Below are 23,795 nucleotides of genomic sequence, written 5' to 3'. Positions count from 1 at the left end.
ATAACACGATTGATAAGGTGCGAAATATTGTTGAGTACGTCAACAGTTTTTTTTAAACACCTGTTTTTTGGATATGGTTAAGTTTATGTTTTTTATTGCTTTATTGGGTTGGTGTAAAAGCTCTACGCAGATGGTTATGCTCCTGCTTTTTCCCATCGGACAACGGCTAATTTGGGCCGTTACCCTGACCCTTATTTTGTAACTTATTACGTAATAAAATTACAAATGCAAAAACAAATCCCGACCTAACTCCAGGCTTTGCCAAAACAGCCGTATAAAGCGCGTTTGAATGTGGCAATGAATGTTTTGCTAATGCTAGACCTGATTGGTGAACGTGCGTTTTAAACTTGGTGTGGTGATGCAGGCTCTGTTGGCACCAGCGGTTGCAGCTATGAAAAGTGAAGCGCAATAACGTAGGTTTGTATCAGTTGTCGGGGGGAATGCCGTAGAGGGAAGGGGGAGACACATCAGTCAATAATACTGCCATCCTTGATAGAATTAGCAGTTTGTCGTTTTTTGCAGATTTCTCGCCAAGGGCCTGAAACGGAGAGCGTTGAACAGGCGATGTGCCGGTGATTGAACAGCCATCTGGCCGTGCTCAATAGTCATCATCCGGTTCGGCCAGATCGATCACATCCAGCTGGATGACCTGTTCATTTTCGCTTTCGGTGTGGCAAGGGGTGTCGTGAGGAACGGAATAAAGCGTAATGGCGGGTGCGAAATCGGTGTTCTGGTTCATGCCTGGTCCTGTGTTGCACGCAAGCCGGACAGTGATCCCTTCACTCGTGTTTCCACCTCCCTGTGTTGTCTACCGGCGGAAAGTTGCGCATCTTAATGAGTTCGGCAAAAAGATTCAAGTGGTTCTGAGTGTTTTTTGTTCTTGGTAGGCTGGCGTTGTCAGGAGGATAAATCGGAGGCAAAAAAATAGCCCAATCGTTTGACTGGGCTATTCTCGGGGAAAATGGTCGGTGTGAGAGGATTCGAACCTCCGACCCTCTACACCCCATGCAGATGCGCTACCTGGCTGCGCTACACACCGACGGAGTCAGACTCGGCTGACGGGGAGGAAGTCTAATAGCATGGCTAAACGGGTGCAACTCCTTTTTTATCATAGAGATGCCGATTGCTTCTTTATTGTTCAGTCGGGATGCGGCTTGGGTCTGACGTGCAGATTTGGCATAATCGCCGCCCTGCCACCGCGAGCTATCATGCCTGCTATCTATGGAATCATCTGGCAGGTGTGGATAGCGGGAATGCAAACAGCACAATTGAACAATATAAAGAGGGGATGGGCGTGAAACCATCAGAGGTCCCAGAAATACCGAGCCAGGCACAGAGTCAGCCCGAGCAGGACGAACAGTGGATGCGTCATGCCATGGCATTGGCTGCCCGGGCCGAAGGGATTGGCGAGATCCCGGTCGGTGCCGTACTGGTGCTGGATGGTCAGGTGGTGGGCGAGGGGTGGAATCGCTCCATCAGCGAACACGATGCCTGTGCCCATGCCGAGGTGATGGCAATCCGGGCGGCGGGCCAGCAGCTGGCGAACTACCGGCTGCTCGACACCACTCTTTATGTGACGCTGGAGCCCTGCTGTATGTGTGCCGGTGCGCTGATCCATAGCCGGGTCAAGCGGGTGGTTTACGGCGCCCGAGATCTCAAGACCGGTGCCGCGGGGTCGGTGTTCGAGATCTTGCAGGACTCGCGCCACAACCACAGAGTCGAGCTGACCGGCGGTGTGCTGGCCGATGCCTGCTCGGCCCAGTTGTCGGCCTTCTTCAAGCGCCGCCGCGCCGAGAAAAAGGCGGCTAAACTGGCGTTGCAACAATCAAACGATACCCTTTCCTGAATTATTCGGGGGCAGCACAGGCTGCCCTTGCTGATCACTATCATAAATATTCCTTTATAAACAATATATTGCGTTCACCCGCCTTCGAAAAGATCCCCGCTCATTTTTCCGTTAACAACCTCTGTTAAAGCGTTCTTGATGTAACAAAACTGTCATGCAACCGCCATATAATGCCGCGAAGCCTAGCTTACATTGAGGTCTTGCATGTCATCGGAATCGTTAAACCTGGTCATGGCGGGCAGTAGAAAACGCCGGATCAAGGATAAATTGGCCAAATATGGCGTCACCACAGGCGGAGCCCTGGTACTGGTGGCGCTGCTGCTTATCTTCTTTTATCTGCTCTATGTGGTGAAACCCATCTTCAATGGCGCCTCCATGGAGCCGACCGCCTCGTTTACCCTGCCTGCCGCAGGGAAGACCGCCTGGCTCGGCGTGGAAGAGCAGAACGAGATCGGCTATCGCTTCAGCGATAAAGGGCAGGTCAACTTCTTTGCGGTGCAGGGAGATGACAAGATCAAGGTCGGCCAGTCACTGGGTCAGGCCCAGGTTGCTGGTGACATCACCACGGTAGCGACCCCGGCACCGGGTCAGCGGCTGATCGCCTACGGCTTTGCCGATGGCAAGGCGCAGGTCGTCCAGCCAGCATTCAAGGTCTCCTATCCCAACGATGTTCGGGTGATTGAGCCCAGCCTGCAATATCCCTTCGGCGAAGAGCCGGTGGTGATCGACCCGCAAGGGAAGGCGCTGCAACTGATGGTGTTCGAAGCCACCAAGGACAAGATGGCGACCGCCGCCGTGACCGAAGATGGTCGTGGTGTGATGACGGTGATGAGCGGTGAGGAGAACTTCATCTCCGGGGAGATTGAGTGGAGCAGTGAAAACTACACGATTCCCTCCCTGCCGCGCCATGTGGATCAGATGTTGCTGACCCCCAATCTGCGGATCCTGTTCGTGCGCGAGGGGAATCGCCTCTCCGTCTATGACATTCATAACCTGAGCGAAATCTCCCTGCGCAACGTGCTGGAGATCAATGCCCCCAACGCCAATGTGACCCAGGTTCAGCTACTCTCCGGCGCCTCTTCACTGCTGGTGGGTAATGACAACGGCGTCATCTCCCAGTGGTTCGAAGTGGCGAAGGATGGCAAACGCCAGTTCACCCAAATTCGTGACTTCAAGGGCGATGGCGCGGTAGATCTGCTGACTCCCGAGCACTTTCGCAAAGGCTTCATCAGTGCCGACAAGGACGGCATCATCAGCTTCTTCCACGCCACCGGCGAGACCAAGCTGCTGACCGAGACGGTGGAAGGGGGCGAGCTCTCTGCTCTGGCCATCTCCCCCCGTCACAACTTGTTGCTGATGCAGCAAGGGGAGACCTTCAAGCTTTTCTCGGTGGAGAACGATCACCCCGAGGTGACCTGGTCGGCCCTGTGGCAGAAGGTATGGTATGAAGGGTATCCGGAGCCCCAGTATGTGTGGCAATCCACCTCCGCCAGCAACGACTTTGAAGCCAAGCTGAGCCTAGTGCCACTGGTATTCGGTACTCTGAAGGCCTCTTTCTACGCCATGGTGTTTGCTGTGCCGCTCGGCGTGGCCGGTGCCATCTATACCGCCTACTTCATGTCGGCGGGGCTGCGCAAATACGTCAAACCGACGGTCGAGATCATGGCGGCGCTGCCGACCGTTATCCTGGGCTTCCTGGCGGGTCTGTGGCTGGCGCCGATCATCGAGGGTGCGTTGCCCGGGGTGATCCTGCTGCTGGTATTGCTGCCGATGGGGATGCTGCTGACTGCACTGCTCTGGAACTATCTGCCGGAGCGCGGCAAGTCCTGGCTGCCGGAGGGGTGGCACGCCATCCTGCTGATCCCGGTGCTGCTGCTGATTGGCTGGGGTGCCTTCGCCCTGAGCCCGCTCATCGAGAATGCTTTTATGCACGGCGATTCGCGCATCTGGCTGACTCATGAAATGGGTATCAAGTTTGACCAGCGCAACTCGCTGGTGGTCGGTATCGCCATGGGCTTTGCGGTCATCCCCACCATCTTCTCCATTGCTGAAGATGCGGTTTTCTCGGTACCCAAGCACCTGACCCAAGGCTCGCTGGCACTGGGGGCCACCCCGTGGCAGACCCTGAGCCGGGTGGTGATCCTCACTGCCAGCCCGGGCATCTTCTCGGCCGTGATGATGGGGCTTGGCCGCGCCGTGGGCGAGACCATGATCGTGCTGATGGCTACCGGCAACACCCCCATCATGGACTTCTCCATGTTCCAGGGGCTGCGCACACTCGCCGCCAACATCGCGGTGGAGATGCCGGAATCGGAAGTGGGCAGCTCCCACTATCGGGTACTGTTCCTCGCGGCCTTCGTCCTGTTTGTGTTCACCTTTTTGTTCAACACCCTGGCCGAGTTTGTCCGTCAGCGGTTGCGTGAAAAATACAGCTCGATGTAAGGGGCGACTCTGTAATGGACAAGGAATCGACAATGGTTAAGTGGTTTAAATCAGGGGCCCCCTGGATCTGGATGACCGGCGGTGCCGTCAGCCTGAGTCTGGTGGCGGTACTGGGTCTGTTGCTGCTGATCGGCTGGCGTGGTCTGGTCTACTTCTGGCCGCACCCCATCTATGAGTGGCAACTTGAAGACGCAAATGGCAACAAGAGCGTACTGATCGGCGAAATCAACGATCGCGAGCAGGTTCCGGTGGAGCGACTGCGCGCTGCAGGTCTGCCACTGGAAGGGGAAGAGCGCGAGCTGCTGACTCGCTATCTGGTCAAGACCGGCAACCGTGAGTTCGTTGACCTCGATTTTCGCTGGGTGCTGGAGACGGACATCAAGTCCCAGAGCCAGCCGGCTGAGCTGGCCATGGTTGAGCGTGCCACCAACGGCAACTTCTATGGCTATATCGTCGGGGTGAAAGAGGATGGCCGCGAGCTCACCTCTGATCTGCATCCTGCCCTGCAGCGGGTGCTGGCGCGAGCCAATGCCCTCTCCGAACAGGCCAACGATCTGCAAAAAGGGGACATCGGCAGCATCAACTATCAACTGGAGCGGCTGCGCCTGAAAGAGCGTAAGGCCGAGCTGGATGACAAGCTGACCGATCAGCTCAAAGCCGAACTGGCCAGCGAGCGTCAGGCCCTCAACGATCGCTATCAGGTGCTGGAAAAAGAGCTCTTTTCACTACGTAGCCAAGCGGACCGCGACGCCATCACCGTCAAGGATATGCGTGGCGAGCTGGTGACCATGCCGATGTCCAAGGTACTGGACGTGGTATGGCCCAACGACATGAGCCTGCTGGCCAAGGTGGGTCACTGGTTCCACCAGATCGGCAAGTTCGTCTCTGACGATCCCCGTGAAGCCAACACCGAGGGCGGGGTGTTCCCGGCCATTTTCGGCACTGTGTTCATGGTGTTCCTGATGGCGATCATCGTGACCCCGCTGGGGGTGGTGGCGGCAGTCTACCTGCACGAATACGCAGGCAAGAACAGCCTGACCAAGATCATCCGCATTGCGGTGATCAACCTGGCGGGCGTGCCCTCCATCGTCTACGGCGTGTTTGGTCTGGGCTTCTTCGTCTACACGCTCGGTGGTTCGCTGGATCAGCTGTTCTACCCGGAAGCGCTGCCGAGCCCGACCTTTGGCTCACCCGGCGTGATCTGGTCGGCGCTGACCCTGGCTATCCTGACCCTGCCGGTGGTGATTGTCTCCACCGAAGAGGGGCTGGCGCGGATCCCGAGCACCATCCGTCAGGGCTCGCTGGCACTGGGCGCGACCCAGGCCGAGACCCTGTGGCGCATTGTGCTGCCGATGGCGAGCCCGGCCATCATGACCGGCCTTATTCTGGCGATTGCCCGTGCAGCCGGTGAAGTGGCGCCGCTGATGCTGGTGGGGGTGGTAAAACTGGCACCGACCCTGCCGATGGATGGCAACTTCCCGTATCTGCATGTGGAGCGCAAGTTCATGCACCTGGGCTTCCACATCTATGACGTCGGCTTCCAGAGCCCCAACGTCGAGGCGGCCCGCCCGCTGGTCTACGCCACCTCCTTCCTGCTGGTGACGGTGATCGTGGGTCTGAACCTGACCGCTATCGGTATTCGTAACCACTTACGCGAGAAATTCCGGTCGCTGGAGCATTAATCCGGCGCCGCATGAGTGATACAAGAGTGAGATAACAGAGGGGCGGCCGAGCGCGAGCCGCCATCTCTCTGCACCAATACGTGAGGGGCGCCGGCAGCAGTCCGGCCACTCCAGATAGATTTTGAGGTAACAGATGATCAACGTAACGACCACGTCTACCCAGCACACCGCGCTGGACCTGCTCAACCTGACCCCGGAGCAGACCGCGCTGGAGGTGAAGGATCTCAACCTGTACTACGGCAGCAAGCAGGCGCTGTTCAACGTCAACATGAAGATCCCCAAAGGGCAGGTGACCGCCTTTATCGGCCCGTCAGGCTGTGGCAAATCGACCCTGCTGCGCTGCATCAACCGGATGAACGATCTGGTGGAGATCTGCCGCATCGAAGGGGAAATCCAGCTGCACGGCCACAACATCTATGACAAGAGCGTCGATGTTTCCGCCCTGCGCCGTCAGGTGGGCATGGTGTTCCAGCGCCCGAACCCGTTCCCCAAGTCTATCTACGAGAACGTGGTCTATGGTCTGCGCCTGCAGGGGATCAACGATCGTCGCACTCTGGATGAAGCGGCCGAGCGCTCCCTGCGCGGTGCGGCCCTGTGGGACGAGGTGAAGGATCGTCTGCACGACAATGCTTTCGGTCTCTCCGGTGGTCAGCAGCAGCGTCTGGTGATTGCCCGAGCCATCGCCATCGAGCCGGAAGTGTTGCTGCTCGATGAACCGACCTCGGCGCTCGACCCCATCTCCACCCTCACCATCGAGGAGCTGATCAACGAGCTCAAGAGCCAGTTCACCGTGGTGATCGTGACCCACAACATGCAACAGGCTGCGCGCGTGTCGGATCAGACCGCCTTCATGTATATGGGCGAGCTTATCGAGTACTCGGATACCAACACCATTTTCACCACCCCGGCCAAGAAAAAGACCGAAGATTACATTACCGGTCGTTACGGCTAAGGAGAGGAGAGGATGAATCTCAGCAAACAGATTGGCAGTCGGTTCAACGGCTAAGGCATAATCGGAGCAATCAAGGATTATTTGTATGGACAATATGAACCTCAATAAACACATCTCCGGTCAGTTCAATGCCGAGCTAGAGAGCGTGCGCAACCAGGTGCTGGTGATGGGCGGTCTGGTGGAGCAGCAACTCACCGACGCCATCGCGGCGATCCACGATCAGGATCTCGATGCGGCGCGTAAAATCGTGGCCAACGACCACAAGGTCAACGCCATGGAAGTGGCGATCGACGAGGAGTGCACCCGCATCATCGCCAAGCGTCAGCCGACTGCCTCCGACCTGCGACTGGTGATGGCCATCATCAAGACCATCACCGATTTGGAGCGCATCGGCGATGTGGCGGACAAGATCGCCCGCATGCTGACCGACAACGCCAACAAGCCGCAGCCGCCGCTGGTGTCGCTGGAGAACATGGGGCGTCGCACCATCAAGATGCTGCACGATGTGCTCGACGCCTTCGCCCGCATGGATCTGGACGCGGCGCTGGCGGTCTACAAGGAAGATGACAAGGTAGACCGCGAGTACGAGTCCATCATCCGCGAGCTGATGACCTATATGATGGAAGATCCCCGCACCATCCCCCAGGTCCTCAACGTCCTGTGGGCGGCGCGAGCCATCGAGCGGGTCGGCGATCGCTGCCAGCACATCTGCGAGTACATCGTCTACTACGTGAAAGGCAAGGATGTGCGCCACACCAAGGCGGATGATCTGGGTACCCTGCTGGGCAAGGGCTAACCGGAAGTGAATAAAAAGGCGCGTGAAGCGCCTTTTTTGTTGCATAACTGGTCGGAGTAAGATAAAGCCCCCAACTGGCTGTTTTCTGATAGAATACTCCCCCTGTGTGAGTCCCGGATGGGCTCACGGTCCGGTCTCCCGGGCCCAGTTTGCCGTCTTGTGCTAAGGCGGGTGTAGCAATAGGTTAATCATGAGTTTTGCCGATAGTTTGTTCTTTTTAATGCTGCTGGTTGGCGGCAGTGTGTTCTTCTCCCTCTCCGAGATCTCTCTCGCCGCGTCTCGCAAAATCAAATTGCAGGTGATGGCGGATGAAGGTAATCGCCAGGCCGAAAAGGTGCTGGCCCTGCAGGCCCAGCCGGGCAACTTTTTCACCGTGGTGCAGATTGGCCTCAATACCGTCGCCATTCTGGGCGGTATCCTGGGTGAGTCTGCCCTCAACCCCGCCATCAAGGGGATTGTCTCCCAGTTCTACCAGGGCCCCTGGCTTGGCGAGATCAGCTCCGGTGCCTCCTTCGTGTTCGTCACCGGCATGTTTATCCTGATCGCCGATCTGATGCCCAAGCGTCTGGCCATGACCATGCCCGAGCAGATTGCCGTGGTGGTGGTGCGCCCCATGCTCTTCTTCGTTACCGTGTTGATGCCGCTGGTGTGGGTTTTCAACGGGTTGGCCAACTCCCTGTTCCGTCTGATGCGCGTCTCCACGGTGCGTAATGACGAGATCACCTCCGATGATATCTATGCGGTGATGGATGCCGGTGCCGAGGCGGGGGTTATCCAGCGCGAGGAGCATCAGCTCATCGAGAACGTGTTCGAGTTGCAGTCCCTTGGTGTCACCTCTGCCATGACGGCCCGCGAGAGCCTCATCTACTTCACCCTGCAAGAGAGTGAAGAGAGCATCAAGGCCAAGATCGCCGAACATCCCCATAACAAGTTTCTGGTTTGTGACCACAACCTCGACAGCATCAAGGGCTTTGTCGATGCCAAAGAGCTGCTGATCCGCGTTATTGGCGGCCAGAGCATCGACCTTATTGGCGGCAACCTGGTGCAGAACGTCATCATCATCCCCGATACCCTGAACCTCTATGAGGCGATGGAGTACTTCAAGAATCATCGTGGCGACTTTGCCGTGGTGATGAACGAGTACGCGCTGGTGGTGGGGATTGTCACCATGAACGACCTGATGAGCACCGTCATGGGCGAGTGGGCGACTCACGTGGTGGAAGAGCAGATCGTCCAGCGCGACGAGAACTCCTGGCTGGTGGACGGGGTCACCCCCATCTCCGACGTGATGCGCGCCTTCGATATCGAAGAGTTCCCCGAGAACCAGAACTACGAGACCATCGCCGGCTTTATCATGTATATGCTGCGCAAGATCCCCAAGCGCACTGACTCGGTCAAATACGCCGGTTACAAGTTCGAAGTGGTCGATATCGACAGTTACAAGATTGATCAGCTGCTGGTTACCCGGGTCGAACCGGCTGTGGCCGAGAAGCCAGCTCAGGAATCGTAAAAGGAGCGACATAAGAGTCATGAAGATGCAGTCTCATTCCCGTGCGCTGGCCTGTGTCGCGCTCGCCCTGGCACTGGGTGCCTGTAGTCAGAGTGCGCCGCGCAAAGCCACAGTGGTAGCCAAGCCGGTAACCCCCAAGCCTGCCGTGGTCGTGCCGCAGCCGGATCCTGATGCGGTGGTGCAAAGCGGCATGGTCGAGCCGAGCCCGGTCTTTGACGAGCAGTACCACGGCCCGGATCAGGGGTCACTGGAGTCGGTGACCGCCCTGTTTGCCCGTGGCTACATCGAGTCCGCCATGCGCGAGACCATGCTGGCGGCGGTGCACAACGACTATCCGCTGCTCGGCATGCGGGATGTGCGGTTGACCGATCCGGTCTCCAAATTCCTCACTTCCGAGCATGCGGCCACCACGGCCCATGACTACCTCTATGCGGGTGTGCAGCGTCGCCTCGGTCGTCCGCTCAGCCCTGCCCAGTGGGAGCAGATCTGGCGCGGTTTGCCGCAGCAGGGTCGGGTCTCCGACTGGGTCAAACAGATTAAGCGAGTGCTGGCCGGGCGTTAAGTCGCCAGCGGATCAAGATAGTGATGAGGCCACCTTCGGGTGGCCTCTTGCATTTCTGCGTTTGCCTCGCCGTTTACATGCTGATTTCTGCTGATACTGATTGCCGCCCGTGGCACTTTGTTTTATCTTGCCTTGGCCATCTAAACATCTATATGTTTTTATGGCTATATAATAAAAGGGCTTCCCAGGATGAAGCGGGACGATCTGCAGCGATTCGATGCGAAACCGCAGATCAACAAAACAAACAGATAAATACGCAAATAAACAACGCACATAACGAAGAGACACGACAGATGGAAACCAGGGAATTGTGGGTGCTGGATGGGGGTATGGGGCGCGAGTTGGCACGGCGAGGGGCACCGTTTCGTCAACCCGAGTGGTCGGCGCTGGCCTTGATGGAGGCGCCAGAGACGGTGCGTGATGTGCATCAGGCCTATGTGGCGAGCGGGGCCAGGGTCATTACTACCAACAGCTATGCGCTGGTGCCGTTTCATATCGGCGATGAGCGTTTCTTTGCCGACGGGGTGGGGCTGGCAGCGCTGGCTGGTCAACTGGCCCGTGAGGTGGCTGACGAGCAGAAGGGCGCCGTGCAGGTGGCGGGTTCTCTGCCACCGCTCTTTGGCTCCTACCGTGCCGACCTGTTCAAGGCGGACCGGGTGAGCGAGCTGGCGACGCCGCTTATCCGGGCGCTATCCCCTTATGTGGATATCTGGTTGGCCGAGACCATGAGCCTGATTGCCGAGCCATTGGCCCTGAAAGCGCTGTTGCCTGACGATGGCAAGCCGTTCTGGGTCTCCTTTACGCTGGAAGATGAGGCGCCGGGCAACGAACCGCGACTGCGTTCCGGCGAGCAGGTGGCTGATGCGGTGACCACGTTAGTGGCGGCCGGGGTCGATGCCATCCTGTTCAACTGCTGTCAGCCCGAGGTGATCGAGGGGGCCCTCGAGGTTGCTCGCGCCCGATTGCAGGCGCTGGGTCGCATCGACATCCGCCTCGGTGCCTATGCCAACGCCTTCCCGCCGCAGCCCAAAGAGGCCACCGCCAACGATGGGCTGGACGAGATCCGCGCCGATCTGGGGCCGCTGGATTATCTCGGCTGGGCCGAGCGCTGGCGCGCGGCCGGGGCGAATTTGATCGGCGGTTGCTGCGGTATCGGTCCCGAGCATATTCAGGCGCTGAGCAGCCGGTTGCGCTAAGGAGCTTCCATGAAAGAGAACAAGATTGGGCTCTGGTCTCTCACCGCGCTGGTGTTCAGCTCCATGGTGGGGGCGGGGATTTTCAGCCTGCCCCAGAACATGGCCGAGGTGGCAGGCGCCCGCGCCGTGCTGATCGGCTGGGGCGTGACGGGGGTGGGCATCCTGGCGCTCGCCATGAGTTTTCTCTATCTGTCGCGGTTAAGGCCGGATCTCGACGGCGGTATCTACAGCTACGCCCGCGCCGGTTTTGGCGAGCTGGTGGGCTTCTTCTCCGCCTGGGGTTATTGGCTCTGCGCCACCATCGGCGTGGTGGGCTATCTGGTAATTGCCTTTGCCGCGCTGGGCAGCTTTGTCGACACCCCCGAGCAGATCTGGTTTGGTGACGGCAATACCCTGGCGGCGTTTGTCGGCGAGTCCTGCATCCTCTGGGCTGTGCACCTGCTGGTGGCCCGCGGCGTGCAGCAGGCGGCGCTATTCAATCTGGTGGCGACCCTGGCCAAGAGCCTGCCGCTGCTGCTGTTTATCCTGTTTGCCTGCTACTTGTTCGATCCGGTTACCTTCGCGGCGGATCAGCAGGGCAGCACCCTGGCGGTGCCGGTCTCCGAGCAGGTGCGCAATACCATGCTGATCACTCTCTGGGTCTTCACCGGTATCGAGGGGGCGGCGGTGCTGTCGGCCAGGGCGAGAAACAAGCGGGATGTGGGCACGGCCACCGTGCTTGGGGTGCTATTGGCGCTGCTGCTCTATGTGCTTATCTCGGTGCTGGCGCTCGGAATATTGAGTCGGCCCGAGCTGGCGGCGCTGCCCAACCCCTCCATGGCAGGGCTGATGGCTCAGATGACCGGCTCATGGGGCAAACTGCTCATCAGCGTCGGCCTTATCGTCTCGGTGCTTGCCTCCTACGTGAGCTGGACCCTCTTCTCGGCCGAGGTGCCGTTCAGCGCGGCCCGACACGGCGCATTTCCCGCCATCTTCCGGCGCCAGAACCGCAATGGGACGCCTATCGCTTCGCTCTGGCTCACCAGCCTGACGGTGCAGACTTGCCTGCTGCTGGTGTGGCTGCTCGGCAAGGGCTACACCAGCCTGCTGTTTATCTCCACCTCGATGATTTTGGTGCCCTACCTGCTGATCGGCCTGTTCTTGCTCAAGCTTTCGTTCAGAAAGAAGGGGGAGGGCGGGCAGGGCCGCGGTCTGATGCTGGCGGTGGCACTGGTGGCGAGCGGTTACGGCTTCTGGCTGCTCTATGCTGCCGGGGTGGAGTATCTGCTGCTCTCCTTGCTGCTCTACGGGCCGGGTCTGCTGCTGTTTCTCTACAGCCGCCGTCAGCTGGGCGCAGATCTTTGCCTGAGTGGTCGCGAACGGCTGTTGGCCGGAGTGACCTTGCTGAGCCTGATCCCCGCCGTCTGGTCGTTTGCCCATCTCTGACACCGAAGATATGGCTGACCATAAAAGAGAGCGCTACCGTGGCGCTCTCTTGTTTTCAGGGACTTGCTATTCGGGGCGAAGGTTCAGCGGCTGGCAGGTCCGGCCGGTTTGCCAAACAGCACCGCGAGTTTTTGTCGCCAGGGCAGGCCACGGGCGTCGCGCAGCATGTCGCGCCACTCGTGGAAGGTGAGGGTGAGGGGGTTAAAGCTGTGGATCGGCTTGGTGATGCCGAAGCGGCATGGCTCGGCAGGATCCTCCTCGACAAAGGTGCCGAACTGTCGATCCCAGATGATCAGCACCCCGGCGAAGTTGCGGTCTATGTACTTGGCATTGCTGGCGTGGTGCACCCTGTGGTGGGAGGGGGTGTTGAAGACCCACTCAAGCCAGCCGAGCTTGCCCACCACCTGGGTGTGGACGAAAAACTGGAAGCCCAGACTCAATAGCACGGTGGCGACCACTGCCTCGGGCGGGAAGCCGATGACAATCATCGGGATCCAGAACAGCCACATGCCGGAGATGGGATACATCAGGCTCTGGCGAAAAGCGGTGGAGAGGTTGAGCCGCTCCGAGCTGTGGTGTACCACGTGGGAGGCCCACAGCCAGCGAACATGGTGGCTGGTGAAGTGGAACAGCCAGTAACAGAGATCCTGCAACAGGAACAGCAGTAGCACACTCCAGAGATTCAGCTCGATATCGAACAGTCGCCAGCCCCAGAGGGTGTCATACAGATAAGCAATGGCGATGGCCGCCAGCGCATCGCCCCCTTGGTGCATCAGGGCCAGGGCGGCGTTGGCGAACAGATCCCGCCACTGGTAGGTGGCGGTGGGAAAGGCCGCGCCATGTTTGCGCAGGTAGAGCATCTCCCAGCCGATAAAGGCCAGAAAAATCGGGGAGAGGTAGAGCAGAAGCAGTTGCACATCCATATGCGGCCATCCATTCAGAGCAATTGCTCTCCAGCATAAAGGATGGTTTTAATATTTCATTAACATTTTTCAGCCAACGAAGAGATGGCATGAAATATGGCGCGCCAGCAGAGGAAGGCGCGGCGGATGGCTATGCTTGATGCAGGCTTTTTCAGGAGGTGCTGGCTTATGCACGTCTGGTGTTGCTTGTTGCTGGGGTTGTGCATGATGGCGCACGCCAAGACCCGGGTCGAGATCCTGGCGGATGCCGCCTATCCCCCCTACTCCTGGCAGGAAGGGGAGGAGGTCAGGGGGATCTATGCCGACATTATCCGCGAGGTGACCTCTGCCATGCCTGACTATGAGGTGGTGCTCAAGCCCATGCCGTGGCGGCGCGGTCTGAGCATGGTGGAGCAGGGGGCCGCCTTCGCTATTTTTCCACCCTACTACATGCCCGATACCCGCCCTTATATGTGGCCCTACTCCCAGCCGATGCTGGATGAAGAGCTGGTGGTGATGTGCGGCGCCAGTGTGGCGGCCAATACTCCGCAGGCCAGGTTTCCGCTCGACTATCACGGTTTGCGCTTTGGCATGAACGCCGGTTTTGCCGTCGGCGGCGATGCCTTCTGGCAGGCGGTAAAAGAGAAGCAGATCGACGTGGAGGAGGTGAAAAGCAATCGGGAGAACCTGCTCAAGATTGTCCGCGGCCGGGTCGATTGTACCATCAATGATCGCCTCTCCCTGCTCTATGAGTTGCTCAACATGATAAAGGCCGATCAGCTGGCGGTGGCTGATATGTCCCTGCTCAAACAGGGGCCGGTGCTCAGCAAGGAGCAGGGGTTTCTCGGCTACAGCCGCAAGGGGGAGTACCCCTACAAACAGGCCTTTATCGACCAGTTTGACAAGGAGCTCTATCAGCTCAAAAAACGTGATGGGGTGAAAGTGATCGTGGAGCGCTATCTGGGAAAGTCCCCGCGCTGAGCCGATGAGATGGGCACTCGGGTTCAGCTGGGTTAAGTCTGCTCAGCGTGACACACAAGAAGAGGGACCTTGCGGTCCCTCTTCGTTTATCCAGCAGAGCATGTTGGCTACAGCACCTGACTCAGGAACTGGCGCAGACGCGGGGAGGGGGGATTGTCGAAGAAATCGGCCGGTTTTTCATCCACCAGCAGTTCGCCACTCTCCATAAAGAGCACCCGATCCGCCACCTCGCGGGCAAAGCCCATCTCGTGGGTCACCACCACCATGGTCATCCCCTCACGAGCCAGCCCCTTCATCACATCCAGCACTTCCCCCACCATTTCGGGGTCGAGCGCACTGGTGGGCTCGTCAAACAGCATGATGCGCGGCTGCATGGCGAGCGCCCGGGCAATGGCTACCCGCTGTTGCTGACCGCCGGAGAGCTGGGACGGATAGCTGGCCGCTTTCACCGACAGCCCCACTTTTAGCAGCAGCGCCTTGGCTCTGTCTTCGGCCTCACGGCGCGACAGGCCACGCACCTTCTGCGGAGCGAGACAGATGTTATCCAGCACCGTCAGGTGGGGGAAGAGGTTGAAGGACTGGAACACCATGCCCACCTCTTCCCGCAGCTTGTTGACATCGCCCGGCTCGGTCAGGCAGATGCCGTCGACCACGATATTGCCGTCGTTGATGGTCTCCAGCTGGTTAAGGGTGCGCAGGAAGGTGGATTTGCCCGAGCCACTGGGGCCGACGATCACCACTACTTCCCCTTCGGCCACTTGGGTGCTGACATTTTTCAGGGCGTGCACTTCGCTACCGTAGAACTTCTCTACGCCGGTCGCTTTGATGATGGGATCAGTTGCTTTTCGCATATTTCACCTCGAGACGGCGCACCAGAAAGGAGAGGGTACCGGTCAGTACCAGATAGAGCAGGGCTACGGTGAACCATACCTCGAACGGGCTGAAGGTGGAGCTCACCACCTCGCGCCCCGCCTTGGTCAGGTCGGTGATGGAGATGACCGAGACCAGCGAGGAGTCCTTGATCAGGTTGATGAATTGCCCTGCCAGCGGTGGCAGTACCCGCTTGAACGCCTGCGGCAGGATGACATAGCGCATGGTCTGGGCGGAGGTCATACCCAGGCTGCGGCCCGCCTCCATCTGCCCCTTGTGGATGGAGCTGATACCGGCGCGGACGATCTCCGCCACATAGGCGCCGGTAAAGACCGCCAGCGCGGCGACCCCGGCGGTGAAGCGGTCGAGGTTCAGCACGGTGCCGATAAAGAAGTAGACGATGAAGATCTGTACCAGCAGCGGCGTGCCGCGGATGAGCTCCACGTAAGTGACCGCCAGATTGCGCAGGGCGGGATTGGGGGAGAGGCGCGCCAGCCCGGCCAGGGTGCCGAGCAGGATGGCGAAGATGCCCGCCACCAGCGAGAGCTTGACGGTGACCCAGACGCCCCAGGCGATGGGGCCTGCGGTCCAGCTCAGTTGGGTGTCGAGGGTATCGCCACGAAAAACGGTATCCCCTTCGGCGACTTGTACGCCGGTACTGGCAATGGCTTGCCGCACATTGGGATCGAGATCGTCTTGCAGGAACAGCTTGCCCTGCTCGGCCTCGCTGGTACCTGCCATCACGGTGCCGTCAAATTCGGCCAGATTCTTCTGCTCCGCCTGATAGGCGATGTATTGGGGAATGCGTTCCCAGCGCCAGGTGTAATCCACTGACTGGACAGCCTTGTAGATGCCGAATACGGCAACCAGCAGCATCAGCAGGAAAACCCCATGCCAGAGTAGCTGATTGGGCTGTTTTTCCATCTGTCTTGTCGGTTTGGGTGTGTGCACGGTCACAACCTCTTCTCGTTATTGTGTGGGGAGCTGCGTGGTGCAGGGGCGGCATGTGCCGCCCCCCGGAGGTTATTTGAGCTGGTTCAGCCAGGCGTTGGATTCGAACCACTTCTTGTAGAGACGGTCGTAGCTGCCATCGCCCTTGATCTGGCGCAGGTAGTTGTTGAACCAGTTGAGGGTGTCCTGATCCCCTTTGCGGATGGCCCAGGCCAGCGGCTCGAAGGTGAACGGCTTGTCGAGGTGCACCACGGCGCCCTGATTCTGGGAGGCGAAAATAGCGTTGTAGGGCAGGTCATAGACGAACGCATCGACCTTGCCGTTGATCACTTCCAGCTTGGCGTCATCCTGGGTTTCAAACTGCAGCAGGGTGGCTTTGGGGATCAGGCGCTTGACTGCCTGCTCGCCGGTGGTGCCGAGCTTGACCGCGATCTTGTATTTCGGGTCGTTGAGGTCGGTGAAGGATTTGATTTCGCCCGCCTTCTCTTTGCGCAGGACGATGGTCTGGCCGACCACGATGTAAGGATCGGCAAAGTTGACCCGCAGGTTGCGCTGGGGAGTGACGGTCATGCCGCCCATGATGACGTCGAACTTGTTGGTCAGCAGCGCCGGAATGATGCCATCCCAGGCGGTGTTGACGAACTCGACCTTCACGCCCATCTCTTTGGCGACCATCTTGGCGAGATCCACGTCAAAGCCGATGTATTGGCCCTGCTTGTTGGTCATCTCGAAGGGTTGATAGCCCGCATCGAAGCCGACTCGCAGCACACCGCGTTCGAGCACGGCATCCAGGGTGGAGGTAGGGGCTGGGGTCGGGGCCGCCGTGGCGATCCCGCAAAACAGCAGGGTAGAAAGAATCAGTTTTTTGATCATAAGTGACGTCTCTGTCAGTGGTGTGTTCGGCCTTGAACCTGATCCCGTGCGACTCCGTGGCACAAGAGACTGCTGCATCCGGCAACAGGCAAGACAGGATGAATGTCTTGAGCGGGACAAAAGCCCCATATGAGATGCTATGAATAGTGGTTGAGTGAAAAATGTACCAAAAACAGATTGTGTCAGAAGACTCAACAGGTTAGAGACATTTATTGCTCATGGCTTCATTCATAAAATCACACGAAAACAACATATCTATCTAATTGAGTGGGTTCAAGCCCAAATTATCCCCAAGACATTTTGTTACAAAGCCAGGGTGCCGCTTGCAGCTCTTATTGTGCTATCGGGCTCCGTAAGAGGCTTTTTATGGGGCTGATACGAATACGCATTGGTGGGATATCACACGCATTGCTCTGTTTGTCAGCAAACGAACGGGCTTTATTGTGAAAACCATCAAGTCGCACTGGGTCTTGGCAAACGCTTCTCATATACTCAGTTACCCTCTCTGCATGGCTTTGGTATGGACGCCTCACTACTGCTTAAGCTGGATATTTTTACCTTGATGATCATGGCCTTGTGTGGCTATTGTCTCGGTTTCCTCACTCTCACCATCATCCGCGTTACCCACAACGATATTCCCGGCGTCGGAGTCTGGTGGTGGTCCAGTCTGTTTGCCATGCTGGGTCAGGCGGGATTTGCCAGTCTGCTGCTGACACCCACCCCCTATGGCTCCTGGGTTGGCAATGTCTTCCTGATTTTTCATGTGTCGTTGCTGCTGGTCGCTCAACGCTGTTTCTTCCGGCAATCGCCGGGCTGGCCTGTCTGCTGGGGATTCATCTTGTTGTTTGCCGCCGTCATGACCTGGTCGGTCGCCATCGATGGCCGGATTGCGGTGCGGGTGATGATCAGCAGCGCCACCTTCCTCATGCTCAGTACGCTCATCATCTGGCAGCTCTGGCGTCACGGTCGACCCGATTATCAGGTGGCGGTATGGGTGCTGATTGGCCTCAATCTGGTGCTGATTACCATGACCCTGATGCGGATATTTACCGTGTGGGGCGAGGTGATCGAAAGCCCGTTCCAGCGTCAGCTGTTCAACGTGTTGCCCTATGTCTCCATGCTGGTGGGTAGCTCCATGCTCACCTTCGGGGTACTGCTGCTCTGCAACCAGCACCGGGCGCTGGAGCTGCGCTATCAGGCCAGTCATGACCCGCTGACCGGGTTACTCAATCGCCGTGGTTTTATGGAACGTCTGGCCCGTGGACGCCCTGCACAGCAGGGGGCGCTGGTGGTGCTCGATCTGGATGACTTCAAGCAGATCAACGATCGGCATGGTCATGAGGTGGGGGATCGGGTGCTGGAGCGGGTCGGGTTGGCACTGCGCGAGCTGGAGGGCGTATTGGCCAGTCGCTTCGGGGGCGAGGAGTTTGTGCTGCTGTTTCGCCATGCCACCGCAGAGGAGGCGATCGCCCGTTGCCAGTCACTGCGGGTTCAGCTTGCGGGCAGCGAGGTAGAGGGGATCCATATCACCGTCAGCATGGGTATTGCTCACTGGCAGGGTGAGTGGCACTTTGACAGCCTGTTCAGCCGTGCGGATGATGCTCTCTATCGGGCCAAGCGGGAAGGAAAGAACCGGGTCTGTCAGGCTGCCTGATGCAGGAAGAGGTTCAGGAATAAAATCAGGGCGCGGTGATCCGCGCCCTGTTTGTTTCTGCTTGCCGGATATAGTTCGTCAGCTGCCACCCGCTACTCTGCATTCGCTTGAGCGGCTCTCGGTGCCTGCGCCTTGAGGAAGGGGAGCAGCAGCAGGGCCGAGACACCCGCCGCCACCGAGATCACTACGAAGAAGCCGTTCCAGTGCCAGATCTCCATCACCTTGGCCAGCGGATAGCCCGACAGCGCCGCCCCCATGTAGGCGAACAGCCCGACAAAGCCGGTGGCCGCCCCTGCCGAGTTTTTGTGGGAGCACTCCGCCGCCGCCATGCCGATCAGCATCTGGGGGCCAAACACGAAAAAGCCGATGGTAAAGAAGCAGGCCGCCTGCATCACATAGCTGAAGAAGGGCATCAGCCACAGCGATCCCACCGCCAGCAGGATCCCCACCGCAAAGATGAGGTTCATTGGGCCACGGTTGCCGTTGAACAGCTTGTCCGACCCCCAGCCCGCCACCAGCGCACCGATAAAGCCTCCCACCTCGAACATGGAGATAGCCGAGTTGGCGCTCATCAGATTGAAGCCGCGCTGCTCGGTCATGTAGAGGTTGCCCCAGTCATTGATGGCGGTACGCACCACATAGACCAGCACGTAACAGCAGGCGAGCAGCCAGATATAGGGGTTGCCGAGCACATATTTGCGCAGGATCTGGCGATGGGAGAGCCCCGCATCCTGAGTCTGCTGGGCCAGCTCCATGGCATCCTTGCGCCACTCGCCCACTGTTGGCAATCCCATGGCGCTCGGGGTATCCCGCAGCCGCCAGCAGAGGAACAATCCCGCAAGGATAGCGATAAGGCCGGGCACTATCATGCCGTAGCGCCAGCCATGTTGCAGGGCGATGGTGCTGACGATAAGGGGGATGAGCGCACCGCCCACGTTGTGAGCCGTGTTCCAGGCCGACCACCAGACCCCGCGCTCGGTGCGCGAATACCAGCTGGTAAGCAGCTTGGAGCAGGGAGGCCAGCCCCAGCCCTGGAAGAAGGCGTTGGCGACCCAAAGGGCGGCAAACATCCAGAGTGCCGACGAGAGGCCGAACAGGATATTGATAACGCCGGTGGCCATCAGCCCGACGCCCATGAAGTAGCGTGGGTTGGCGCGGTCACTGATGATGCCGGAGAAGAACTTGGAGCAGCCGTAGGTGATGTAGAACAGGGTCCAGAGCATGCCGATGTCGGACTTGTCCAGCATGCCGCTCGCCAGCATGTCCGGCATGGCGAAGTTGAAGCTCTTGCGGGTGAAGTAGAAGACCGCGTAGCCCAGATACATGGTCAGCAGCTGGTGCAGCCGCCAGTGGCGATAGGTTGCGTCGATCTCGGCCTGATCCCGGATAAGGGGCCGGGGCGGCGCGCTTCTCATAAAACTCAGCACAGGCAGGCCCTCTGGTGGTGATTAGCCATGACTCTCTTCCCGTCTGCGACTGGGCAGGTTGACCGTCAGCTGGGTGCCGTGGATGCAGGAGAGTTGCAGACTGCCCCCGAGCGCCTGTACCCGCTCGCGAATGCCGAGCAGGCCATAGCCCTGCTGCGGGCGGCTTTCCGGCATACCGCGGCCATCATCTTCCAGCACCAGTTGCAACAGCTCGCCGCTGGCCCGGGCGCGAATGGTGACCGAGTGGGCGTTGGCATGTTTGACCACGTTGTTGAGCCCCTCCTGACAGACCCGAAACAGGGTGACCCGCTGGGCATCGGAGAGATCCCCATCCGCCAGTTTCCACTCCAGCCGAGTGACGATGCCGTGACGCTCCAGCTCCAGCTCCCGCAGCAGTGCCCGTACCGCCTGTTCAAGAGTCATGTCGTCGAGTTGGCGCGGGCGCAGCCGCCCGAGCAGACCGCGCACCGCGTCGTAGATCCCGAGCGACAGGGTGTCGATGAGGGCACTGCTCTGGCCCACCCCTGCATTATCGGGGGCGAGGCGGCGCACGATCCCGGCCTGGGTACGAATGGCTGTGATGGTCTGGCCGATATCGTCGTGCAGCTCGCGCGCCACCTCCTTGCGGATACTCTCCTCGGTCTCCAGCAGCCGTTCGGTGAGCTGGCGATTATGGGCGAGCTGGCGGGTCAGCGCCTGATTGAGTTCGCGCTGGCGCTGGATCCCGGCGCCTAGCAGCAGGCCGGTGAGGCTCTGGGCCAGCAGGGAGAGCAGCAGATCGAGGGGGTGATCGTGCCAGGCCTGACTGGCCAGCAGGGCGATGGTGTTCATCAGTGTGGCGAGCAGCGCCCCCTGCCAGCCGTAGCGCCACGCCATGGCGATGATGGGGATGGCGAGACAAAACGGGGTAAAGCGTACCAGCGAGTTGGGCAATCCCAACTGTAGCCAAAGGCTCAATACGAACAGCAGCAGATACCAGACCAGATGGCGAAAGCGCCACTCCACCGGCTGATCCACCAGCGCAGGACCGAGCGGCACCCAGGTGGCGCGGGTGAGGTAGTGCCAGATCAGCATGCAGGTGGAGGTCAGCGTCAGACCGCCGGTCAGGCTGAGCAGCAGGGCCGAGAGACCATCTTCCCCCGCCAGATGCCAGAGCAGGGCTTGCAGCAGCGCCGCCGCCGTGACGGTGGCGAGCAGCAGCAACAGTTGCTGCCAGTCGTTACGCACCTGTTGGCGACGGGCAATCAGCAGCGGTAGCAGGGTCAGCAGACTGCCCGCGACCAGCCAAGGCCAGTGGGGCAGCCCCACCTCCAGATTGAGCCAGTAGAGCAGCAGCCCTTCGCACAATAATAGCGGCGGCCAGTAGTGGCCGGGACTTTGCAGCAGCAACCCGAGGCGCAGGCCGAAGGGGAACAGCAGCACCGCCAGCGCCGGGCCACCCGCCAGATGCAGGCTGATGCTCCAGAGGCAAAACCAGCCGGCGGCAAAGATGAAGCAGGCCGCCAGCGCGATGGCGACATAGCTGGCAAAACGGGAGATCACCAGCTATCCAGCATGCGGTGGGCCAGCTCGACGTTGTTGCTGACCTTGAGCTTGTCCATCAGGTTGGCGCGATGGACGTGAACCGTCTTGGGGGAGAGGCCAAGCTGCTCGGCGATGGCCTTCACCTCCAGCCCCTGTGCCAGTAGCTGGGCAATCTCCCGCTCCCGATTGGTGAGGGGATCCCGGCTGCTGCTGGCCAGCTTCTGGGCGATGTCCGGCGTAAGATAACACCCCCCCTGGGCGGCGGTGCGCACGGCAGCGATCAGCTCGTCCGGACTGCAGCGCTTGGAGAGAAACCCCTTGGCGCCAGTTTGCAGCGCCTGCTCGATGAGGGCCGGGCTGTCGTGCACCGAGAGCATCACCACCGCAAGGCCGGAGGGGAGCTGCTTGAGCAGATCCAGTCCCGACTGGTCGGGCATCGAGATGTCGCAGACACAGACCCGCGCCCCGCTGCCGGGCAGACCGGTAAGGGCGTCGCTGGCGGAGCCGAATTCGGCGACCACCTGCAGGTCGGGCTCCAGATTGAGCAGTTGGGCAAAACCGGATCGGACGATCTGGTGATCGTCGATGAGGGCAATTTTTATCATGATGTCAGCCTGAAATTCGGTGCGTCATGACCATGACGCGGCCAACAAGATACCTGCCCCCCGAGTCAGGCTCAAGCAGCAGCAGGAAAAGGGGCTAAAAACCGGGGGGCAAGGTGCGCAAAGCTTGATCGGGATCAGCTGGCAAGGGCGAGCAAGCGGGCTGATCAACAAGGGATGACCAGCCCGGGGGACTCAGCGGTGCAGCTCGCCGGCGCGCTCCGGCTGATAGACCACTTCCAGAATTTCGACCTCGATGGTGCGGCCGGCCGGGCCAGGCCAGGCGATGCTGTCGCCCACTTTCAGGCCGAGCAGGGCGCTGCCCACCGGCGCCAGTACCGAGATGTTGCTCTCGTCGCCCTTGGCATCGCGCGGGTAGACCAGGGTGAGGCAGAACTCGTTGCCGCTGCTCTGCATCTTGAAGCGTACCTTGCTGTTCATGGTGACCACGTCCGGCGGCATGTCGGCCGGTTCGCGGATCTCGGCGCGGTCCAGCTCCTCTTGCAGGGCCAGATGCTGCGGATGGTTGCCGAGCAGTTGTTCGATACGGTCCAGATCAAGGCTGGAGATAACCAGATGAGGTTGTTTCATAAGATATTCCTTATCAATAGCAGATAGGCCCATACCGGCGGGTGCAGGTTGGCCATCACACAGGGTGTTACAAAAATGGATTCAACAGGTTCAATCGATTGAAAATGCCATGCCCCCAAGCGACTCGCGGCCGAAGGAGCGAGGCGGGGGCTCAGCAGGGTGTGAGCAAATGCGAGGAAATAGCGAGTATTTTCATGGGGCTACCATAACCATTCTGGCCAGCCTTGGCAACCGCGATTGAGTGACTACTCAGGAGCCTGATAGTTGTACTGACGGATGATCCGCGCCAGTGTGCCATCATGGCGCATCTCGTCGATCACGGCTTGCCAGCGACGTCTCTCGGTGAAGGGGAACTCCTTGCTGGCGGCGACATAAAACTGGGTACGCATCAGAGTCTCTCCGCGTACCAGCAGGTCGGTTGGCAAATCACCAAGGCGCTGGTTGTAGAGGATGGCGTTCCAGGCGGCCACCCAGGCATCGATACGGCCCCGATGCAATTTCTGGGCATTGAGCTTCTCGGTGGCCACGGTATCACTTTCAAGCTTAAGTCGTTGTCTGAGCAGATGCTGACCGAAGGAGTAGCGCAGGGTGCCGATCTGCAGTGGTGGGAGATCTGTCACTTTGAGGGGGGCAGGATGAAAGCGGCGATCGCTGACGATGACAAAATCGTCATCGAGTATGGGGGTTACCCAGTAGTAGAGGTGTTCCCGTTGAGTGCTGCGCACCGGCGGGATCAGCAGCACATCCTTGCGGTGGATAGCCTGAGTGAGGGCCCGGGCCAGCGGCATCAGCTCGATGGTGAGCGGTTCTTTGAGGCGTCGCGCGGCCTCTTCCATGATCTCGATGGCGACACCGCTTGGTTTGCCGTGAGAGGAGCGAATGACATAGGGGGGCAGCTCGGCCGCCACCAGCACAATAGCCTGGGCACCGGTGTTCACCAGCAATAACAGCAGGGCAAAAAAGGGCAGGCAGAGTGCGCGCATCAAGGTCGTGAGCCAGAGTCGAATAT

21 protein-coding genes and 1 tRNA gene are annotated in these 23,795 nt (G+C 59.3%); 11 read left to right on the top strand and 11 right to left on the bottom strand.

Translation table 11 applies throughout. The features are described 5' to 3' along the window. Positions 1-598 precede the first annotated feature (598 nt). Positions 599-739: a hypothetical protein gene (locus NOM06_RS09380; protein WP_005334106.1), complete on the bottom strand. Its 141-nt coding sequence runs from the start codon at positions 737-739 to the stop codon at positions 599-601. Positions 740-962: 223 nt separating this feature from the next. Continuing rightward, positions 963-1,039: transfer RNA gene (locus NOM06_RS09375), tRNA-Pro, on the bottom strand. A gap of 249 nt (positions 1,040-1,288) precedes the next feature. On the opposite strand from NOM06_RS09375, the gene tadA reads away from it, so the two are divergent. The 9 genes from tadA to NOM06_RS09330 all read left to right on the top strand — a co-directional run bounded on the left by tadA (position 1,289) and on the right by NOM06_RS09330 (position 12,411). Then, positions 1,289-1,846 carry a tRNA adenosine(34) deaminase TadA gene (gene tadA, locus NOM06_RS09370; RefSeq protein WP_305120766.1) on the top strand — a complete coding sequence of 186 codons (558 nt, stop codon included), beginning with the start codon at positions 1,289-1,291 and terminating at the stop codon, positions 1,844-1,846. A gap of 204 nt (positions 1,847-2,050) precedes the next feature. Next, positions 2,051-4,288, top strand: a complete 2,238-nt coding sequence (locus tag NOM06_RS09365) for an ABC transporter permease subunit (protein ID WP_255911275.1) — start codon at positions 2,051-2,053, stop codon at positions 4,286-4,288. A 32-nt stretch (positions 4,289-4,320) separates the two neighbouring features. After that, positions 4,321-5,970, top strand: coding sequence for a phosphate ABC transporter permease PstA (pstA, locus tag NOM06_RS09360; RefSeq protein ID WP_255911273.1), 1,650 nt, complete (start codon positions 4,321-4,323; stop codon positions 5,968-5,970). A gap of 133 nt (positions 5,971-6,103) precedes the next feature. Next, positions 6,104-6,922, top strand: coding sequence for a phosphate ABC transporter ATP-binding protein PstB (gene pstB, locus NOM06_RS09355; protein ID WP_005334102.1), 819 nt, complete (start codon positions 6,104-6,106; stop codon positions 6,920-6,922). Positions 6,923-7,007: 85 nt separating this feature from the next. Beyond that, complete coding sequence (gene phoU, locus NOM06_RS09350; RefSeq protein ID WP_005334097.1) at positions 7,008-7,718, top strand: phosphate signaling complex protein PhoU; 711 nt, start codon at positions 7,008-7,010, stop codon at positions 7,716-7,718. A 190-nt stretch (positions 7,719-7,908) separates the two neighbouring features. Continuing rightward, the gene (locus NOM06_RS09345; protein ID WP_005334094.1) at positions 7,909-9,228 is read left to right on the top strand and encodes a hemolysin family protein; all 1,320 of its coding nucleotides are present in this window, start codon (positions 7,909-7,911) and stop codon (positions 9,226-9,228) included. A 19-nt stretch (positions 9,229-9,247) separates the two neighbouring features. Beyond that, on the top strand, positions 9,248-9,790 hold the full coding sequence (locus NOM06_RS09340) for a hypothetical protein (RefSeq protein WP_183042113.1): 543 nt from the start codon (positions 9,248-9,250) through the stop codon (positions 9,788-9,790). A 293-nt stretch (positions 9,791-10,083) separates the two neighbouring features. Then, the gene (locus tag NOM06_RS09335) at positions 10,084-10,986 is read left to right on the top strand and encodes a homocysteine S-methyltransferase family protein (RefSeq protein WP_255911271.1); all 903 of its coding nucleotides are present in this window, start codon (positions 10,084-10,086) and stop codon (positions 10,984-10,986) included. 9 nt (positions 10,987-10,995) lie between these two features. After that, a complete protein-coding gene (locus tag NOM06_RS09330; protein ID WP_255911269.1) occupies positions 10,996-12,411 on the top strand; it encodes a basic amino acid/polyamine antiporter in 1,416 nt (471 codons plus the stop codon). Between the two features lie 83 nt (positions 12,412-12,494). On the opposite strand, the gene NOM06_RS09325 is transcribed toward NOM06_RS09330, so the two are convergent. Beyond that, entirely contained in the window at positions 12,495-13,334 is an 840-nt protein-coding gene (locus NOM06_RS09325) for a sterol desaturase family protein (RefSeq protein ID WP_255911267.1), read from the bottom strand. A gap of 168 nt (positions 13,335-13,502) precedes the next feature. On the opposite strand from NOM06_RS09325, the gene NOM06_RS09320 reads away from it, so the two are divergent. Beyond that, on the top strand, positions 13,503-14,294 hold the full coding sequence (locus tag NOM06_RS09320) for an ABC transporter substrate-binding protein (RefSeq protein ID WP_255911265.1): 792 nt from the start codon (positions 13,503-13,505) through the stop codon (positions 14,292-14,294). 107 nt (positions 14,295-14,401) lie between these two features. Here the strand turns inward: NOM06_RS09320 and NOM06_RS09315 are convergent, their stop codons facing one another. From NOM06_RS09315 to NOM06_RS09305, 3 genes are all read right to left on the bottom strand, one after another. Further along, complete coding sequence (locus NOM06_RS09315) at positions 14,402-15,145, bottom strand: amino acid ABC transporter ATP-binding protein (RefSeq protein ID WP_064338276.1); 744 nt, start codon at positions 15,143-15,145, stop codon at positions 14,402-14,404. Continuing rightward, the gene (locus tag NOM06_RS09310; protein ID WP_255911263.1) at positions 15,129-16,088 is read right to left on the bottom strand and encodes an amino acid ABC transporter permease; all 960 of its coding nucleotides are present in this window, start codon (positions 16,086-16,088) and stop codon (positions 15,129-15,131) included. The genes NOM06_RS09315 and NOM06_RS09310 overlap by 17 nt, the downstream gene beginning before the upstream one ends. Before the next feature lie 99 nt (positions 16,089-16,187). Next, a complete protein-coding gene (locus tag NOM06_RS09305) occupies positions 16,188-16,988 on the bottom strand; it encodes a transporter substrate-binding domain-containing protein (protein WP_005334079.1) in 801 nt (266 codons plus the stop codon). A 520-nt stretch (positions 16,989-17,508) separates the two neighbouring features. On the opposite strand from NOM06_RS09305, the gene NOM06_RS09300 reads away from it, so the two are divergent. Next, the gene (locus tag NOM06_RS09300; protein ID WP_255911261.1) at positions 17,509-18,642 is read left to right on the top strand and encodes a GGDEF domain-containing protein; all 1,134 of its coding nucleotides are present in this window, start codon (positions 17,509-17,511) and stop codon (positions 18,640-18,642) included. A 92-nt stretch (positions 18,643-18,734) separates the two neighbouring features. On the opposite strand, the gene NOM06_RS09295 is transcribed toward NOM06_RS09300, so the two are convergent. The 5 genes from NOM06_RS09295 to NOM06_RS09275 form a co-directional block, all read right to left on the bottom strand. Beyond that, positions 18,735-20,069, bottom strand: coding sequence for an MFS transporter (locus tag NOM06_RS09295; RefSeq protein ID WP_255911259.1), 1,335 nt, complete (start codon positions 20,067-20,069; stop codon positions 18,735-18,737). 21 nt (positions 20,070-20,090) lie between these two features. Next, positions 20,091-21,611: a signal transduction histidine-protein kinase/phosphatase UhpB gene (gene uhpB, locus NOM06_RS09290; RefSeq protein ID WP_255911257.1), complete on the bottom strand. Its 1,521-nt coding sequence runs from the start codon at positions 21,609-21,611 to the stop codon at positions 20,091-20,093. Continuing rightward, positions 21,608-22,198, bottom strand: a complete 591-nt coding sequence (uhpA, locus tag NOM06_RS09285; RefSeq protein WP_204379608.1) for a transcriptional regulator UhpA — start codon at positions 22,196-22,198, stop codon at positions 21,608-21,610. The genes uhpB and uhpA overlap by 4 nt, the downstream gene beginning before the upstream one ends. Before the next feature lie 192 nt (positions 22,199-22,390). Further along, complete coding sequence (rnk, locus tag NOM06_RS09280) at positions 22,391-22,786, bottom strand: nucleoside diphosphate kinase regulator (RefSeq protein ID WP_005334070.1); 396 nt, start codon at positions 22,784-22,786, stop codon at positions 22,391-22,393. Positions 22,787-23,031: 245 nt separating this feature from the next. After that, a complete protein-coding gene (locus tag NOM06_RS09275; protein ID WP_255911255.1) occupies positions 23,032-23,769 on the bottom strand; it encodes an ABC transporter substrate-binding protein in 738 nt (245 codons plus the stop codon). Positions 23,770-23,795 lie beyond the last annotated feature (26 nt).

The organism is Aeromonas sp. JL9 (genome assembly GCF_024436075.1).
Classification (GTDB): domain Bacteria; phylum Pseudomonadota; class Gammaproteobacteria; order Enterobacterales; family Aeromonadaceae; genus Aeromonas; species Aeromonas veronii.
Note: the sequence above shows the minus strand (reverse complement) of the source record. Positions and strands in the feature narration are given on the sequence as shown.

Coding starts and splice junctions, on each gene's coding strand:
- uhpA (WP_204379608.1), bottom strand. CDS start 22,198: ATGATAAAAATTGCCCTCATCGACGATCACCAGATCGTCCGATCCGGT.
- NOM06_RS09340 (WP_183042113.1), top strand. CDS start 9,248: ATGAAGATGCAGTCTCATTCCCGTGCGCTGGCCTGTGTCGCGCTCGCC.
- NOM06_RS09380 (WP_005334106.1), bottom strand. CDS start 739: ATGAACCAGAACACCGATTTCGCACCCGCCATTACGCTTTATTCCGTT.
- NOM06_RS09335 (WP_255911271.1), top strand. CDS start 10,084: ATGGAAACCAGGGAATTGTGGGTGCTGGATGGGGGTATGGGGCGCGAG.
- NOM06_RS09365 (WP_255911275.1), top strand. CDS start 2,051: ATGTCATCGGAATCGTTAAACCTGGTCATGGCGGGCAGTAGAAAACGC.
- NOM06_RS09305 (WP_005334079.1), bottom strand. CDS start 16,988: ATGATCAAAAAACTGATTCTTTCTACCCTGCTGTTTTGCGGGATCGCC.
- pstA (WP_255911273.1), top strand. CDS start 4,321: ATGGTTAAGTGGTTTAAATCAGGGGCCCCCTGGATCTGGATGACCGGC.
- pstB (WP_005334102.1), top strand. CDS start 6,104: ATGATCAACGTAACGACCACGTCTACCCAGCACACCGCGCTGGACCTG.
- NOM06_RS09300 (WP_255911261.1), top strand. CDS start 17,509: ATGGACGCCTCACTACTGCTTAAGCTGGATATTTTTACCTTGATGATC.
- NOM06_RS09310 (WP_255911263.1), bottom strand. CDS start 16,088: ATGGAAAAACAGCCCAATCAGCTACTCTGGCATGGGGTTTTCCTGCTG.
- NOM06_RS09325 (WP_255911267.1), bottom strand. CDS start 13,334: ATGGATGTGCAACTGCTTCTGCTCTACCTCTCCCCGATTTTTCTGGCC.
- NOM06_RS09320 (WP_255911265.1), top strand. CDS start 13,503: ATGCACGTCTGGTGTTGCTTGTTGCTGGGGTTGTGCATGATGGCGCAC.
- tadA (WP_305120766.1), top strand. CDS start 1,289: ATGGGCGTGAAACCATCAGAGGTCCCAGAAATACCGAGCCAGGCACAG.
- NOM06_RS09275 (WP_255911255.1), bottom strand. CDS start 23,769: ATGCGCGCACTCTGCCTGCCCTTTTTTGCCCTGCTGTTATTGCTGGTG.
- phoU (WP_005334097.1), top strand. CDS start 7,008: ATGGACAATATGAACCTCAATAAACACATCTCCGGTCAGTTCAATGCC.
- NOM06_RS09315 (WP_064338276.1), bottom strand. CDS start 15,145: ATGCGAAAAGCAACTGATCCCATCATCAAAGCGACCGGCGTAGAGAAG.
- NOM06_RS09345 (WP_005334094.1), top strand. CDS start 7,909: ATGAGTTTTGCCGATAGTTTGTTCTTTTTAATGCTGCTGGTTGGCGGC.
- NOM06_RS09330 (WP_255911269.1), top strand. CDS start 10,996: ATGAAAGAGAACAAGATTGGGCTCTGGTCTCTCACCGCGCTGGTGTTC.
- rnk (WP_005334070.1), bottom strand. CDS start 22,786: ATGAAACAACCTCATCTGGTTATCTCCAGCCTTGATCTGGACCGTATC.